Origin of the sequence: Caenimonas soli (genome assembly GCF_013155545.1) — a bacterium.
Taxonomy (GTDB): domain Bacteria; phylum Pseudomonadota; class Gammaproteobacteria; order Burkholderiales; family Burkholderiaceae_C; genus Ramlibacter; species Ramlibacter soli.
Window position 1 is genome coordinate 370,881 of sequence record NZ_JABJVV010000001.1, and the last position, 15,792, is coordinate 386,672.

Consider the following 15,792-nt stretch of genomic DNA (forward strand, 5'->3'; position numbering starts at 1 on the left):
GGAAACGGTGGAGACGCGCGGCGGCGTCAGACGCTACATCGCACCCGGGAGAAGGCGATGGGCTCGAACCCGGCGTTGGCCGGCGTTCGCGCAACTTCACTGAACAAGGTCGCGACTGCTTCGTCCAGCCGTGCCGAGACCTCGGCGCCGATATGGTGGGCGCCCTCGGGCATCAGCGTCACCTGGGAGTCGGTGGCATAGACGCCGGGCAGGATGTGGCGGGCCGAGAGCGACTGCAGCACGGGCCGCAGTGCATAGTCCAGCGCCAGCATGTGGTTGGGGCTGCCGCCCGTAGCCAATGGCAGCACGGTCTTGTTCTTCAGCGCGGTCTGCGGCAGCAGGTCCAGAAAGACCTTGAGTACGCCGCTGTAGGCCGCCTTGTAGACCGGCGTGGCGACTACGATGGCCCGGGCTCGGGCCACCTGGTCGATCGCGGCTGCGATGGTTCGGTGCGCCGTGTCGGCCAGCAGCAGCGACTGCGGAGACAGATCGCGGATGTGCAGCCGCTCGATGGTCGCGCCGCGCAGCAGCAGCCGCTGGCTCACCGAGTCCAGCAGCGCCGCCGAACGCGAGCGCTCAGACGGGCTGCCTGCGATCAGCAGTACAGACATGAAATTACCCTCTTGTGTGACAGCGTTTTTTCTTTAGCGGATCCACGGCTCTTTGGCCATTCGTCATCCGGCGTGGCATGGATTGCAGGTCAGGCCGGTCAGGCCCGCAATGACAGCCCGGTTCTTATTTGCGCGTGTAGATCTGATCGAAGCTGCCCCCGTCGGCGAAGTGCTCCTTGTCGGCGCGGGCCCAGCCACCGAAAGCCTGGTCGATCTTGAACAGGTTGATCTTCGCGAACTGCTTGGCGTACTTCGCCTGGGCCTTCTGTGAAACGGCCGGGCGGTAGAAGTTCTTGCCGGCAATGTCCTGTCCTTCCTCGGAATACAGGTATTTGAGGTATTCCTCGGCCGCCGCGCGAGTGCCCTTCTTGTCCACGTTCCTGTCCACCACGGCCACCGCCGGCTCGGCCAGGATGCTCAGGGACGGCGCGACCACATCGAACTTGGCGCCGAACTCCTTGTCCAGCAGATAGGCTTCGTTCTCCCAGGCGATCAGCACGTCGCCCTGGGCGCGCTGGGCGAATGTGATGGTGGAGCCCCGCGCACCGGTGTCCAGCACTGGTACGTTGCCGTAGAGCTTGGCAACGAATTCCTTGGCCTTGGCCTCGCTGCCGTACTTGCGCTTCGCGAACTCCCAAGCCGCCAGGTAGTTCCAGCGGGCGCCGCCCGAGGTCTTGGGATTGGGTGTTATGACGCTCACGCCGGGCTTGATGAGGTCATCCCAATCCTTGATGCCCTTGGGATTGCCCTGCCGCACCACCAGCACGATCGTGGACGTGTAGGGCGATGAATTGTGCGGCAGGCGCTTTTGCCAGTCGGCAGCCAGCCAGCCGCCGTTCTTGACCAGGGCATCGGTGTCGCCTGCCAGGGCCAGCGTCACGACATCCGCATCCAGGCCATCGATGACCGAACGGGCCTGCTTGCCCGAGCCGCCGTGTGACTGCTTGATGCTCACGTCCTGGCCGGTCTTGGCCTTCCAGTGCTTGGCAAAGGCCTGGTTGAACTCGACGTACAGTTCCCGCGTCGGGTCGTACGACACGTTCAGCAGCGTGACCGATTGTTGGCCCCAAGACGGCAGAGCCGCCAGGGTCAGGGCACCCGCCAGGGCGGCTGCCAGGGGAATCTTGATAAAGTCGCGGCGAAGGTTCATAAGTTTCTTTCGGGGTTCTTGGAAATCGACAGGCCGATTCTGGAAGCCCCGCTTTGAAACTGGAACGACTTAATACTCACTTGTTTATTCGAACAAGCTTATTGCTATATCACTCTAAGAGGCGTCCCCATGGCTCGTACCGTCCAATGCATCAAGCTCGGCAAAGAAGCCGAAGGGCTCGACTTTCCTCCCTATCCGGGCGAACTCGGCAAGCGCATCTATGAAAACGTCAGCAAGGAAGCCTGGGCCCAGTGGCTCAAGCAGCAAACCATGCTGGTCAATGAGAATCGCCTGAATCTGGCCGACGCACGCGCCCGCCAGTACCTGGCGCGCCAGATGGAGAACCACTTCTTCGGCCAGGGCGCCGATGTGGCCCAGGGTTACGTGCCACCCAGCGAATGAACGCTCGCGGGCTTGAAGAGGCCCGCCATGTCTTCCTGCGCGGCTGCGGCTTGCCGAGCGCCTGGACGGTCCAGCCGCAGTGGCGCATTCTCGACACCGGCTTCGGGCCCGGGCTGAACTTCCTGGCGGCGTGGCAAGCCTGGAAGCAAGACCCCCAGCGCCCTCGCCTGCTGCACTACGTCGCCATCGAGGCTTCACCGGCGACGGCTGAAGACCTGTTGCGCAGTGTCGCGAACTATCCGGAACTCGTCCCGCTTGCGCAGGCCTTGGCCGCGCAATGGGCTGGGCTGCTGCCGGGGGTCCATCGCCTGGTGCTCGAGGAGGGACACGTCCTGCTGACGCTGCACGTGCGGGACGTGCGCCACGTGCTTCGCCAGGAGCCGTTCACCGTCGATTCGGTATTTCTGGGCGAACAGCCGTGGGACCTGCACACGCTCAAGGCCCTGGGCCGGCATTGCCGGCGAGGCACCGGCATCGCCGCCACCTCTCTTGCGGACGAAATGCGAAGGGACCTGGCGCAGTGCGGTTTTTCTCTCCAGCAGGCCGAGGGTGTCTTTTCGCCCGCCTGGGAGCCCAAGGCCCGCCGAATAGAGAGCGTTGTTGCACCGAGCCATTGCGCGGTGATCGGCTCGGGGCTGGCGGGCGCTTCGGTGGCTGCCAGCCTGGCGCGGCGAGGCTGGCAAGTGACGGTTCTCGACGCAGCGGACACTCCCGCCGCAGCCGCTTCCGGCTTGCCGGCCGGACTGCTGGCGCCGCACCACTCGCCCGATGACAACCAGCTCTCCCGGCTCTCGCGCTGCGGTGTGCGCATGACCTTGCAGCAGGCCGAGGCCTTATTGCACGAAGGCGATTGGCAACTCAGCGGCGCGATGGAAAGGCGCGACGGCGTCGATCTCTGGCATGGGCAGGCCGCGTGGATCAAGCCCGCCACGCTGGTCAAGGCCTGGCTGGCCCAGTCCGGCATCGAATGGCGCGGAACTACCCACGTTGCGCGTCTTGCAAGGCTCGAAGAAGGCTGGCAGCTGCGGGATGCGCAAGACCGGGAAGTGACACGCGCCCAGCTCGTCGTCGTGGCGGCAGCGCACGCCAGCAGCGTCTTGCTGGGAGGTGGCACTGCGCTGAGTCCGGTGCGGGGACAGGTTTCATGGGCGTTCCACGATGCCACGCTGGCTCTGCCCGCCCATCCCCTCAAGGGCAACGGCCACTTCATTCCTGTCGTTCCATTGCAGGGTCGAACCGCGTGGCTCACGGGTTCTACCTATGACCGCGACGACACCGGCCTCGAGGCGCGCGCCGCGGATCACTCGGCCAACCTGGAGCGCCTGCGGGCCCTGGCGCCCGAGGTGGCCCTGCAGCTGGCGCCGCAGTTCGAATCGGGCGCCGTCCAAGCATGGACGGGCGTGCGCTGCACCACCACCGACCGCCGGCCGCTGCTCGCCGAAGTGGCTCGGGGCCTGTGGGTCAGCACCGGCATGGGCTCGCGCGGCCTGACCTTTGCACCGTTGTGCGCCGAGCTTTTGGCCGCGCGGCTGCATGGCGAGCCGCTGCCGCTGGAGAGCCGACTGGCGCAAGCGCTGGATGCCAGAAAGCGAATCAGCTGAAGTTGTTAGCATTGGCTGATGAGCTCCACCCAGCCAACCCTCAGCGTGGCCGTGGTCGGCGCCGGCTTTGCCGGCCTCGCCACCGCGTGCATGCTCGCGCGCTGCGGCCACCAGGTCACCGTCTTCGAGAAGTTCGGAAAGCCCGAATCGCTGGGTGCCGGCATCCTGATCCAACCCAGCGGCCTCGCGGCGATGCGGGCGCTTGGCATCCATGACGAAGTCGTAGCGCATGGCGCGAAGGTGGATCACCTCCTGGGCGTTACCGCGCGCCAGCGGCCGGTCGTCAACGTGCGCTACCAGCGTTGGCAGCCCGGCTCCTTCGGCTTGGGGCTGCACCGCGGCGTGCTGTTCAACGCCCTCTGGCGCCAGGCCCAGGCCTGCGGCGTCAAGCTGGTTACCGGCGAGGAGGTACGCGACCTCGCAACGCTGCAAGCCCACGACCTGGTCGTCATCGCGGATGGCACCCGCTCGTCGTTGCGCGGCCAGACCGGCCTGGCCTGCAGTGACCGCCTCTACCCCTGGGGGGCGGTGTGGGCAGTGCTGCGTGATCCGCAGCAGCAGTACGGCTCGACCCTGTGGCAGTGGTACCGCGGCGCCCGCCAGATGCTGGGCATCATGCCCACTGGACACGCACCAGGCGGCCAGGGGCCGGTCGTCAGCCTGTTCTGGAGCCTGCGGGCCGACCAGTACCGCGTGTGGCTCGACGCCGGGCTGGAAGCCTTCAAACGCGAAGTGCTGGCCCTGCACCCCGGCTGCGACGGCTTGCTGGACCAGATCAACTCGCTGGACGACCTCACCTGGGCGCGCTACCACGACGTGGTGATGCCGGCCTATCACACCGACCGCTGCGTGGTGGTGGGCGATGCCGCCCATGCCACCAGCCCGCAGCTGGGCCAGGGGACCAACCTCGCCCTGCTCGACGCGGTGGTGCTGTGCGATTGCCTGAAGCAGGGCCTGCCTGTGGCGCAGGCCCTGGAGCGCTACACACAGCTGCGGCGCGGTCACCTGCATTTCTACGGCCAGGCCAGCCGCTGGCTGACCCCGCTGTTCCAGTCCGATCTGTGGTTGCTGCCCTGGTTGCGCGACCTGTTCATGAACCTCGGCTCCGGCTTGCCGGTCGTGGGTTCGCTGACGCGCCAAACCCTGGTCGGGGTGCGGCAAGGGTGGCTTTCGCGCGAGACGCTCGAGCTGGCGAAACTGCAGGCGCAGGACGCCGCCTGAGCGTTGCTACACTTTGTGTAGCAGATCCTGCAGCTTGCCCGGATGGGGCGGCTTGTCGAAGAAGCCTTTGGCGCCCGCAAACCAGCCACGGGCCCGCTCGCCCCAGGAAGCCCGGGCCTTGGTCACGATCACATGCTCGATCGCCGGCCTGGCTTCGGTCAGCTCCTTGAGAAAGGCCCAACCGTTGACATCGGGCAAAGCGAAGTCCACCAGGGCAACGGCGTAATGATGGGCGCGAACCAATTCCAGCGCCTGGGCCCCGGTTTCCGCCTCGTCGGCCTGCGTCAGGTCGGCCAGGGCCAGCTTGGCGCGAAGGTAGAGCCGCTCGTCGCGATCCGCACTGGCGATCAGGGCGCGCTTGGGAATCGCATCGCTCGGAGGCCATGTTTCCATAGCGCTTTCGTCGAATCCCAGGTCGAAGTCGACCGGTTCGGGCAGGGAAAATAACTCGTCCATGGACTTGACCACGTCCGGCCACGACAGGGGGCGGTCAAAGATGCGCCAGGCGTGGGCCGGCGCCACGGCCCCCACCCAGATGAGCTTAAGGAGGGAATTCCTCGGCGACTCGAGCTCCAGCCGCGCCTCATAACTTTGTCCGTCGATCAGGGCCAGCCTGGGCGGCTCGGGAGCACCCGACTCCCAAAGGGAATAGATAGTGCCCCGCTGCTCGGAGAGCCGGAATATCGTGTTGAGCGCATGGCGCTCGACATCGGTGAACCCCATGACCTTGACGAAGATCCGCTGAGCCATTTGGTGGACGTAATGACGTTGGTATTACGGCGCGAATTATGAGGCTACGCCACCGTGCCCCTAAAACCGCCTTATCCAGCATGAGCTTCTAACGGCCTGCAAAGGCGCGCCAATACTCGCTCATAAGCTTATCCGCATAAGGCGTGAACGAAAAAATAGTTTGCCTTCATATGCTCCCCTTTTAAAGTCGCGCCCATGCACGATTTCGCCTTTGTCTTCGCCGGGTTCTTCGTCGGCCTGGTGGTTGGCCTCACGGGCGTCGGCGGCGGCTCCTTGATGACGCCAATCCTGATCTTCGGCTTCGGCGTCAAGCCCTACCTGGCCATCGGCACCGACCTGCTGTTCGCCGCGGCCACCAAGTTTGGCGGCTCGCTCGGGCTGGCCCGTTCCCGCTCCATCGATTGGCCGATCGTGGCCCTGCTGTCGGCCGGCAGCATCCCGGCTGCCCTGGTGACCATTTTCATCTTGCACCAAGTGGGGCCCGCCGACCCTGCCGTGCAAGCGGTGATGACCACGACCTTGGGCGCGGCCTTGCTCCTCACGGCCGCAGCCACCCTGTACAAGGCGATCAAGGGTAAGAACGCCCCGCGCCACCTGGAAGCCGCCGCTCTCGCCAAGGCGACACGGCCGCGCCATTGGAGCCAGCCGGTGCTGTTCGGCGCCGCCATCGGCGCTTTGGTGTCCCTGACCTCGGTAGGCGCCGGCGCCATTGGCGTCACGGTCCTCATGCTGTTGTACCCCGCGCTGCCGCTGCCTCGCATCATTGCCGCCGACATTGCCTACGCCGTCCCGCTGACGCTGGTGGCCGGCCTCGGCCACGCCTCCATCGGTTCGGTTGACTGGACGCTGCTGGGCTCCCTGCTGGCGGGCTCCCTGCCCGGCATCTGGCTGGGTTCGCGCCTGGTGCGCCACGCGCCCGACCGACTGATCCGTTCCCTTTTGTCCGTGCTGCTGGCCTATGCCGGCGCCAGGCTGATCACCCTGTAAAGCCAAGAACATGTACCAGTACACAGAATTCGACAAGCAATTCGTCAAGAACCGGGCCGCGCAATACCGCGACCAGCTCGAGCGCAACCTCGCCGGCAAGCTGAGCGACGACGATTTTCGGCCGTTGCGGCTGCAGAACGGCTGGTACATCCAGCGCTACGCGCCCATGCTGCGCATCGCAGTGCCCTACGGCGAAATCTCCAGCGCCCAGCTGCGGGTGCTGGGCCAGATCGCCCGCGAATACGACCAGCCCACCGCCGAGATCTTCAAGGACGCCCAGGAAAAGCAGGACGCCCTGGGCCCGGTGCCGCTGCCCGGCGGCGGCTCGGTGCGTTCGCACCTGAAGGTCGGCTACGGCCACTTCACCACCCGCCAGAACGTGCAGTTCAACTGGATTCCTCTGGTCAAGAGCGCCGACGTGATGGAATTGCTCGCCAGCGTCGACATGCATGGCATCCAGACCAGCGGCAATTGCATCCGCAACATCACCAGCGACGAGCGCGCCGGCATCGCCGTGGACGAAATTGCCGATCCGCGCCCCTTCTGCGAAATCATGCGCCAATGGAGCACGCTGCACCCCGAGTTCGCGTTTCTGCCGCGCAAGTTCAAGATCGCCGTTTCCGGCGCCGTTGAGGACCGCGCCGCCACCTTCTGGCATGACGTGGGCCTGCACGTGGTCAAGAACGAAGCCGGCGAGCTGGGTTTCCGGGTGCTGGTGGGCGGCGGCATGGGCCGCACCCCGGTCATCGCCACCGTGATCCGCGAGTTCCTGCCCTGGGCCGAGATCCTCAACTTCCTCGAAGCCGTTGTGCGCGTGTACAACCGCTGGGGCCGCCGTGACAACATGTACAAGGCCCGCATCAAGATCCTGGTGAAGGCCGAAGGCCAGCGCTACATCGACGAGGTGGAAGCCGAGTACAAGCAGATCATCGAAGTGGACGGCGCTCCCCACACCATCACCCAGGCCGAACTGGACCGCGTCGCGGCTTCCTTCGTGCCGCCCGCGCTCCAGCGCAGGCGCGCAGGCCCCGAGGCCAAGGTGCACGAGATCGTTCGCGCCGGCGCCGAGGCCGACCCGGAATACGACCGCTGGCTGCAGCAGAACGTGGCCGGGCACAAGAACCCGCAGCTGCGCGCCGTGACCTTGTCGTTCAAGCGCCTGGGCCAGGCGCCCGGCGACGCCACCGGCGTCCAGCTGGACGAGGCCGCCGAACTGGCCGACCGCTTCTCGGCCGGCGAAGCCCGCGTCACGCACGACCAGAACCTGCTCTTGCCCTGGGTGCACCAGGACGACCTGCCCGAACTGTGGCACGCCGCCCGCAAAGCCGGCCTGGCCAAGGCCAACATCCGCCTGCTGACGGACATGATCGCCTGCCCCGGCGGCGACTTCTGCTCGCTGGCCAATGCCCGCTCGTTGCCCATTGCCGAAGCCATCACGCAGCGCTACCAGGACCTGGACGAGCTGCACGACATCGGCGAGGTCGACCTGCACATCTCCGGCTGCATCAACTCCTGCGGCCACCACCACAGCGGCCATATCGGCATCCTGGGCGTCGACAAGGACGGCAAGGAGTGGTACCAGGTCACGCTGGGCGGCTCCGACGGCTCCGCGCTGTCCGGCGCCCCGGCACCGGGCAAGGTGGTCGGCCCGTCGTTCTCCGCGGCCGAAGTGCCCGAAGTGATCGAGGCCGTGCTGGATACCTATCGCCAGCAGCGCGTTGCCGTTGACGGCAAGGCCGAGACTTTCATCGCCACGCTGAGGCGCGTGGGTATCGAACCGTTCAAGGCCGCCGCCAATGCGGCGCGTTTCGCAGAAAAGCAGGTGGCCTGAATGACTATGAATCTGCAACTGATCGCACCGCAAGACCACCAGGCCGAAGGCGCGGGCGTGCTCGCCCTGGCCAACGACGCCGATCCGCGCGAGGTTTCGCTGGAGGGTGTCCACCGCATCGACCTGCACTTTCCCAAGTTCGCCGATGGCCGCGCTTTCAGCCAGGCCTTCCTGCTGCGCCGCCGCCTGGGCTTCACCGGCGAGATCCGCGCCACGGGCGAAGTCCTCGTCGACCAGCTGGTCCAGATGGAGCGCACGGGCTTTTCCAGCGCCGTGCTGCGCGCCGACCAGGACCTGGCAGCCGCCCAGCGCCAGTTCGCGCGCTATGCCGCCTTCTACCAAGGCGACGCGGTGAACGTCCACCCGTTCTTCAAGAGGGCCGCATGAGCGCCGCCGGGCCGTCCCAAGGCGCGAAGGCCCCCTCGGGGGGCAGCGCAGTACACGCAGTGTCAAGCGTGGGGGCTCAACGCTCTAGCGCCATCGACCTGCACGCCCGCGCATCCGCCACGTTCGAGGCCAAGCTGGCTGAGACGAAGGCGCTGCTGCAGAGCGCCGCCGCCGACTTCGCGCCCATCACCCAGGCCTCCAGCCTGGGCGCCGAGGACGTGGTCATCACGCACCTGATCAACAGCCTGGAGCTGGACATCCCCGTCTTCGTGCTGGAAACCGGCATGCTGCACCAACAGACGCTGGACCTGCTGGAGCGCACCCGGGCCACTTCGCGCGCGCCGGTCAACGTGTACCGGCCGGTGAACGAAGCGGTGATCCAGTTCGTCGCCCGTGAAGGCAACGAGCCAATGTACAAGAGCATCGAGCTGCGCAAGGCCTGCTGCCATATCCGCAAGGTCGAGCCGCTGGAGCGGGCCCTGGCCGGCAAGCGCGCCTGGATCACGGGCCTGCGCCGCGAGCAGTCCAATGCCCGCGCCGAGGTGCCGCTGACCGACACCAGCGACGAAGCCAAGACCGGCCGCATCAAGTTCAACCCCCTGGCCAACTGGACCTGGGGCGACGTCTGGCACTACATCAGCGTCAACAAGGTCGACTACAACCCGTTGCACGACGAGTTCTATCCCAGCATCGGCTGCGCGCCCTGCACCCGGGCCATCAGCCTGGGCGAGGACTTCCGCGCCGGCCGCTGGTGGTGGGAAGACGAGGCCGCCAAGGAATGCGGCCTGCATGTGAAAAACGACGAAACCAAGGAAAAGGCCTCCGCATGAACGCCCGCGCCGAACCCCAACTGCTCGGCCAGCTGAGCAACAAGCATCTGGACGCGCTGGAAGAAGAGACCATCTTCATCCTGCGCGAGGTCGCCGCCACCTTCGAGCGGCCCACCCTGCTGTTTTCCGGCGGCAAGGATTCGCTGGTGCTGCTCAAGTGCGCCGAGAAAGCCTTTGGCGTGGGACGCATCCCCTACCCGCTGCTGATGATCGACACCGGCCACAACTTCCAGGAAGTGACCGATTTCCGCGACTTCCGTGCCAAGGAGCTGGGCGCCGAGCTGATCGTGCGCGATGTGGAAGACTCCATGAAGCGCGGCACGGTTCGCCTCGCCCATCCCGGCGAATCGCGCAACGTGCACCAGTCCGTGACGCTGCTCGAAGCGATCGAGGAATTCCGCTTCGACGCCCTGATCGGCGGTGCCCGCCGCGACGAAGAGAAGGCCCGCGCCAAGGAGCGCATCTTCTCGCACCGCGACAGCTTCGGCCAGTGGCAGCCCAAGGCCCAGCGGCCCGAGCTCTGGACCCTGTTCAACACCCGCCTGGCGCCCGGCGAGCACTTCCGCGTGTTCCCCATCTCCAACTGGACCGAGCTGGACGTGTGGCAATACATCGAGCGCGAGAGCATCGCCCTGCCCTCGATCTACTACGCGCACGAGCGGCAGGTCATCGAGCGCAAGGGCCTGCTCGTGCCCGTGACCGAGCTGACACCGCCGCGCGACGGCGAAGAAGTCGTCACTCGCACCGTGCGCTTTCGCACCGTGGGCGACATCACCTGCACCTGCCCGGTGGAAAGCCCGGCGGCCAACGCGGGTGAAGTAGTGGTGGAAACGCTGACGGTGGAAGTCAGCGAGCGCGGCGCGACGCGCATGGACGACAAGACCTCCGACGCCTCGATGGAAAAGCGCAAAAAGGACGGGTACTTCTGATGAGCGCCATTAAAGCCGCCCCGGCCATCGCGGCCGAACACGACCACGTGTCCGCACTGAAATTCATCACCTGCGGCAGCGTGGACGACGGCAAGAGCACGCTGATCGGCCGCCTGCTGGTGGACAGCAAGGCCGTGCTGCAGGACCAGCTGGCCGGCGTTCAGCGCTCGGGCGAAACCGACTTGGCGCTGCTGACCGACGGCCTGTCGGCGGAGCGCGAGCAGGGCATTACCATCGACGTGGCCTACCGCTACTTCGCCACGCCCGGCCGCAAGTTCATCATCGGCGACGCACCGGGCCACGAGCAGTACACGCGCAACATGGTCACGGCCGCTTCGAGCGCCGATGCCGCCGTGGTGCTGGTCGATGCGACCAAGCTGCAATGGCAGGACCGGAAACTGGAACTGCTGTCGCAGACCCGCCGCCACTCCCTGTTGGTGAACCTGCTGCGCGTGCCCTCCATCGTGTTCGCGGTCAACAAGCTCGACGCCGTGGAAGACCCCACGCTCGCCTTCAACAACATCAGCGCGGCGCTCGACGCGTTCACTTCGGCGGCCGGCATCGCGGTGCAGGCCATCGTTCCCATTTCCGCCCTGAAGGGCCACAACGTGGTCGAGCCCCAGCCTGGCTGGTGCGGCTACCAGGGCCTGTCGCTGCTGCAATTGCTGGAGCGGCTGGACGTCACCGCGGCGGAAACCACCGAAGCGTTCGCCTTCCCGGTGCAGTGGGTCGAGAAGTTTTCCTCCTCGTCCAACACCAGCCAGGGCCGGCGCGTGTTCTGGGGCCGGGTCGCCACCGGCGGCATCGAGCCTGGCCAGCAAGTCAAGGTGCTCCCCAGCGGCCAGACCGCGACGGTGGCCCAGGTGCTGAACCACGTGCGCCAACCCAAGAAAGTGCCTGCCGGCCACAGCGCGGGCATTGTCCTGGATCGCGAAGTGGATGTTTCACGCGGCGACTGGCTGCTGGCGCCGGGTGCGCCCGAGCCCTCGCGCGATATTTCCGCGACCATCGCCTGGATGGACGATGAACCGCTGGTGGCGGGCCGCGTCTATTGGGCCTTGCACGGCCACCGCTGGGTCAAGGCCAAGGTCAAGCGCATCGTCCACAAGCTGGACATCAATACACTGGCCGAAGCCGACGCCGACCACCTGGAGCCCAATTCCATCGGCCACGTCGATCTGGCCCTGCAGGAACCCCTGGTCACCCTGCCCTACCAGCGCTCGCGTATCCTGGGTTCGCTGGTGCTGGTGGACACCGCCAGCCACAAGACCTCAGGGGCTGTGCTGGTTAGATGACAGCCGGATTTGCAAAAGCCAATAAAATCAAGAGTTTCCCCCTGTCCGAACGAAGAACATGACCCACGTTGTCACCGAATCCTGTATCAAGTGCAAGTACACCGACTGCGTGGACGTCTGCCCCGTGGACTGCTTCCGCGAAGGGCCGAACATGCTGGTGATCGACCCCGATGAGTGCATCGACTGTGCGGTCTGCATTCCGGAGTGCCCGGTCAACGCAATCTATGCCGAGGAAGATGTGCCGGCGGACCAGATCGCGTTCATCAAGCTGAACGTCGAGCTGTCCCAGCAGGCGGGCTGGAAGAGCATCACCAAACGCAAGCCTGCGCCGGAAGACGCGGACGAATGGAAAGACAAGACCGGCAAGCTCGCCTTGCTGGTGCGCTAAGGACAATGGAACCGCAACTCAATCAAGAAGTGATCAAAACCGCAGCGGCACATGATGGCCCCATCGAAACCGATGCGGTCGTCGTGGGCGCCGGCCCGGTGGGCCTGTTCCAGGTGTTCGAACTCGGCCTGCTGGAGATCAAGGCCCATGTGATCGATTCGCTCGGTTACCCCGGCGGCCAGTGCGTTGAGCTCTACCCCGACAAGCCGATCTACGACATCCCGGCGGTCCCGGTGTGCACCGGTCAGGAACTCACGGACAACCTGCTCAAGCAGATTGAGCCTTTCGGCGCCACTTTCCACTTCGGCCAGGAAGTCACGACGGTGGAGAAGCGGGACGACGGCCGCTTCTTCGTCGAGACCTCCAAGGGCACGCGTTTCCTCACCAAGACCATCTTCATCGCTGCCGGCGTCGGCGCGTTCCAGCCACGCACGCTCAAGGTGGACGGCCTGGACAAGTTCGATGGCACGCAGCTCCAGTACCGCGTCAAGAACCCGGCCGACTTCACGGGCAAGAACCTGGTGATCGTCGGTGGCGGCGACTCCGCGCTCGATTGGGCGCTCCATTTTGCGCAGCGAGGACCGAACAAGGCTGAAAGCGTGATCCTCATCCATCGCCGCGATGGCTTCAAGGCGGCGCCGGCCTCCGTGGCCAAGATGCGCGAGCTGTGCGATGCCTACGAGATGCAGTTCATCGTCGGCCAGATCACCGGCTACGAGGAAAAGGACGGCCGCCTCAGCGGCGCCAAGGTCACCGGCTCCGACGGCGTCACCCGCGTCGTGCCGCTGGACATGCTGCTGGTCTTCTTCGGCCTGTCGCCCAAGCTCGGCCCCATCGCCGAATGGGGCCTGGACATCGAGCGCAAGCAGCTGAAGGTGGACACCGAGAAGTTCGCCACCAACACGCCGGGCATCTTCGCCGTGGGCGACATCAATACCTACCCGGGCAAGAAGAAGCTGATCCTGTCGGGTTTCCACGAGTGCGCGCTGGCTGCCTTCGGTGCGGCGCCCTACATCTTCCCGGACAAGAAGATCCACCTGCAGTACACGACGACTTCGCCGAAGCTGCACAAGGTGCTGGGCGTCGAATCTCCGGTCTTCGACTAAAATTCCGCTTTCGCTAGGGGTGTTGCCGTGCAAGCGGCGACTGAGAAAGTCCCTTTGAACCTGACTGAGGTAATCCTCGCGCAGGGAAGCAAGCTCTCCAGCGGCGCCGGGCTCTCTCCGGGCGCAACGCCGCCAAAGCAAGCCGACCTGCCACATACGTTGAAGGAACGTCGTGGCACATCACAGATATCCGCTCGCCGGCACCCTTGGTGCTCTCCTGCTGGCCACCGGCGCCCATGCGCAGGAAGCGTCACTCAAACCCGTCACCATCACTGAGCGCACGGCAGCGCCTCAGGCGGACGTCACAGGCTTTGGCGACGTCCCGCTGAAGGAACTGCCGATCTCGGCCACCGTGATCGACGGGCGGCAGATCGAGGCCAGCGGCGCGCGGCGACTCGCAGACCTCACCCAGTTTGACGCATCCGTCAGCGACGCCTACAACGCGCCGGGCTACTGGGACTTCCTGTCGATTCGCGGCTTCACGCTCGACAACCGGTTCAACTACCGGCGCGAAGGCCTGCCGATCAGCGCGGAAACCACGATCCCGCTGGACAACAAGGAACGCATCGAAATCCTCAAGGGGACCAGCGGCATCCAGGCCGGCACGAGCGCGCCGGGGGGATTGGTCAACTATGTGGTCAAGCGGCCCACCGAGCAGAATCTGCGCGCGATCAGGCTGGAGGCCAGCAGCCGCTCGAGCTTGCTGGCCGCGGCCGACCTGGGCGGACGCTTCGGCGCGGACAAGGCATTCGGCTATCGGCTGAACGTGGCCCAGGAGCGCCTGCGCCCCCTGGTTCGCAACCTCGACGGCGAGCGCAGCCTCGTCGCGCTGGCCACCGACTGGCGCATCAGCCGCGACTCGGTGCTTGAAGGCGAATTCGAGTGGAGCCACAAGTCGCAGGCCAGCCAGGTTGGCTTCAGCCTGCTGGGTAACGCGCTGCCGGGCCCTGTGGATTCCCGCCTCAATCTCAACAACCAGCCCTGGTCGCGAGCCTCGGTCTTTGACGCCATCACGGGCACGCTGCGTTTCACGCAGGCGTTGGGCGCCGATTGGCGCTGGTCGGCGCAACTAGGGACGCAGCGGCTGAAGAGCGACGACTTCACCGCATTTCCGTTTGGCTGCAGCGCGGAAGGCAACTTCGATCGCTTTTGCTCGGACGGAACATTCGACTTCTACGATTTTCGCAGCGAAAACGAGCGGCGCCGGCAGGACGCCGCCTCGCTCAATCTCAAGGGCAAAGTCGCAACCGGGAGCGTCACCCACGATCTGTCGCTGGGCTTGATGGCCGGCAAACTGCGCCATCGCTTCCAGCCGCAGGCTTTCAACTTCGTGGGCACGGGCAATGTGGAGGGCACGGCCATCGTTCCAGAAGACCCGACCATGGCAACTATCGTGTCCGACCGCGACGAGCGCTCCGTCGAGCTCTCCGCCAGCGACGCCATCCGGTGGAACGAGCGCCTGACCACCTGGCTGGGTTTGCGTCACACGCGGCTGGATCGCGGCTACCACCAAGCCGTCACCACGCCTTGGCTGGCCGCGAGCTACAAACTGGACTCCAACGTGACGGCCTACGCGAGCTACGGAGAGGCTGTCGAGTCACAGCAGGTGCCCAACAACCCCCTGGTGTATTCGAACCCAGGCGAGGTATTGCCGGCACTCAAGTCCAAGCAGGTCGAACTCGGGGTCAAGGGTGGGACTGAGAGCCTGGGCTGGCAGCTGGCCCTGTTCCAGATCAAGCGGCCCATGACCAATATCGATTTCTGCACACGCACGTTCTCAACGTGCGTTGGGCAATCCGATGGGCAAGCGCTGCACCGGGGACTGGAATCGAGTGCGATCTGGGCGCAGGGCCCATGGCGACTGGGCGGCAGCCTGATGCTGCTGGACACACAGCGGCAGGACAGCGTGCTGGAGCCGGGCAACAACGGCAAGCGGCCGCCGAACGTTCCCAACGTTGTTGCGCGGGCTCATGCCGCATGGAAGTTTGCGTCAGTACCGGGTCTGGAACTCCAAGGCCGGCTCTCGCATGAGGGCCGCCGCGCCGTCCTGGCGGATGAGTCGGTCATGCTGCCCTCATGGACCCGCTTCGATGCCGCGCTGCGTTACGAAACCAAGCTCGGCGGTGCCGCTGCGGCCTGGACCGTGGGCATCGACAACATCGCCAACAAGCGCCATTGGAAGGAGTCCCCCTTCCAGTTCGGCCATGTCTACCTCTACCCCGGCGCGCCGCGGACCTTCCGGATATCGCTTACTGCCGCGCTCTGAAGAGCGGTCTAAAAATGACGCTATAATTTAAGGCTTGT

15 protein-coding genes and 1 riboswitch are annotated in these 15,792 nt (G+C 65.5%); of the genes, 12 read left to right on the top strand and 3 right to left on the bottom strand.

The features are described from left to right. Positions 1-26 precede the first annotated feature (26 nt). Positions 27-611 (bottom strand): NADPH-dependent FMN reductase, encoded by a 585-nt coding sequence (gene ssuE, locus HNE04_RS01795; RefSeq protein ID WP_172216193.1) that lies wholly within the window; start codon positions 609-611, stop codon positions 27-29. 124 nt (positions 612-735) lie between these two features. Next, the gene (locus HNE04_RS01800; RefSeq protein WP_172216195.1) at positions 736-1,761 is read right to left on the bottom strand and encodes a sulfate ABC transporter substrate-binding protein; all 1,026 of its coding nucleotides are present in this window, start codon (positions 1,759-1,761) and stop codon (positions 736-738) included. 129 nt (positions 1,762-1,890) lie between these two features. Between HNE04_RS01800 and HNE04_RS01805 the strand changes: the two genes are divergently transcribed. From HNE04_RS01805 to HNE04_RS01815, 3 genes are read left to right on the top strand one after another with little or no spacing between them, the layout of a single operon-like run. Continuing rightward, positions 1,891-2,163, top strand: a complete 273-nt coding sequence (locus HNE04_RS01805) for an oxidative damage protection protein (protein WP_172216197.1) — start codon at positions 1,891-1,893, stop codon at positions 2,161-2,163. Beyond that, positions 2,160-3,764 carry an FAD-dependent oxidoreductase gene (locus tag HNE04_RS01810; protein WP_172216199.1) on the top strand — a complete coding sequence of 535 codons (1,605 nt, stop codon included), beginning with the start codon at positions 2,160-2,162 and terminating at the stop codon, positions 3,762-3,764. Before HNE04_RS01805 ends, HNE04_RS01810 begins: the two co-directional genes overlap by 4 nt. An 18-nt stretch (positions 3,765-3,782) precedes the next feature. Then, the gene (locus HNE04_RS01815; protein WP_172216201.1) at positions 3,783-4,985 is read left to right on the top strand and encodes an FAD-dependent oxidoreductase; all 1,203 of its coding nucleotides are present in this window, start codon (positions 3,783-3,785) and stop codon (positions 4,983-4,985) included. Positions 4,986-4,991: 6 nt separating this feature from the next. Here HNE04_RS01815 and HNE04_RS01820 read toward each other — a convergent pair whose 3' ends face one another. Then, a complete protein-coding gene (locus HNE04_RS01820) occupies positions 4,992-5,735 on the bottom strand; it encodes a response regulator (protein ID WP_172216203.1) in 744 nt (247 codons plus the stop codon). Between the two features lie 195 nt (positions 5,736-5,930). Here HNE04_RS01820 and HNE04_RS01825 point away from each other — a divergent pair, with 195 nt between their 5' ends. The 9 genes from HNE04_RS01825 to HNE04_RS01865 all read left to right on the top strand — a co-directional run bounded on the left by HNE04_RS01825 (position 5,931) and on the right by HNE04_RS01865 (position 15,754). Continuing rightward, positions 5,931-6,722 carry a sulfite exporter TauE/SafE family protein gene (locus HNE04_RS01825; protein WP_172216205.1) on the top strand — a complete coding sequence of 264 codons (792 nt, stop codon included), beginning with the start codon at positions 5,931-5,933 and terminating at the stop codon, positions 6,720-6,722. Between the two features lie 10 nt (positions 6,723-6,732). Next, on the top strand, positions 6,733-8,553 hold the full coding sequence (locus HNE04_RS01830) for a nitrite/sulfite reductase (RefSeq protein ID WP_172216207.1): 1,821 nt from the start codon (positions 6,733-6,735) through the stop codon (positions 8,551-8,553). Then, positions 8,554-8,940, top strand: coding sequence for a DUF934 domain-containing protein (locus tag HNE04_RS01835; protein ID WP_172216209.1), 387 nt, complete (start codon positions 8,554-8,556; stop codon positions 8,938-8,940). After that, complete coding sequence (locus HNE04_RS01840; RefSeq protein ID WP_172216211.1) at positions 8,937-9,770, top strand: phosphoadenylyl-sulfate reductase; 834 nt, start codon at positions 8,937-8,939, stop codon at positions 9,768-9,770. The genes HNE04_RS01835 and HNE04_RS01840 overlap by 4 nt, the downstream gene beginning before the upstream one ends. Further along, a complete protein-coding gene (gene cysD / locus HNE04_RS01845; RefSeq protein WP_172216213.1) occupies positions 9,767-10,699 on the top strand; it encodes a sulfate adenylyltransferase subunit CysD in 933 nt (310 codons plus the stop codon). The genes HNE04_RS01840 and cysD overlap by 4 nt, the downstream gene beginning before the upstream one ends. After that, a complete protein-coding gene (locus HNE04_RS01850) occupies positions 10,699-11,994 on the top strand; it encodes a sulfate adenylyltransferase subunit 1 (RefSeq protein WP_172216215.1) in 1,296 nt (431 codons plus the stop codon). Before cysD ends, HNE04_RS01850 begins: the two co-directional genes overlap by 1 nt. A gap of 58 nt (positions 11,995-12,052) precedes the next feature. After that, positions 12,053-12,382 carry a ferredoxin FdxA gene (fdxA, locus tag HNE04_RS01855; RefSeq protein ID WP_172216217.1) on the top strand — a complete coding sequence of 110 codons (330 nt, stop codon included), beginning with the start codon at positions 12,053-12,055 and terminating at the stop codon, positions 12,380-12,382. Positions 12,383-12,387: 5 nt separating this feature from the next. Next, entirely contained in the window at positions 12,388-13,488 is a 1,101-nt protein-coding gene (locus HNE04_RS01860; RefSeq protein WP_172216219.1) for an NAD(P)/FAD-dependent oxidoreductase, read from the top strand. Between the two features lie 5 nt (positions 13,489-13,493). Next, positions 13,494-13,592: riboswitch (TPP riboswitch) on the top strand. Between the two features lie 68 nt (positions 13,593-13,660). Further along, on the top strand, positions 13,661-15,754 hold the full coding sequence (locus HNE04_RS01865; RefSeq protein WP_172216221.1) for a TonB-dependent siderophore receptor: 2,094 nt from the start codon (positions 13,661-13,663) through the stop codon (positions 15,752-15,754). Positions 15,755-15,792 lie beyond the last annotated feature (38 nt).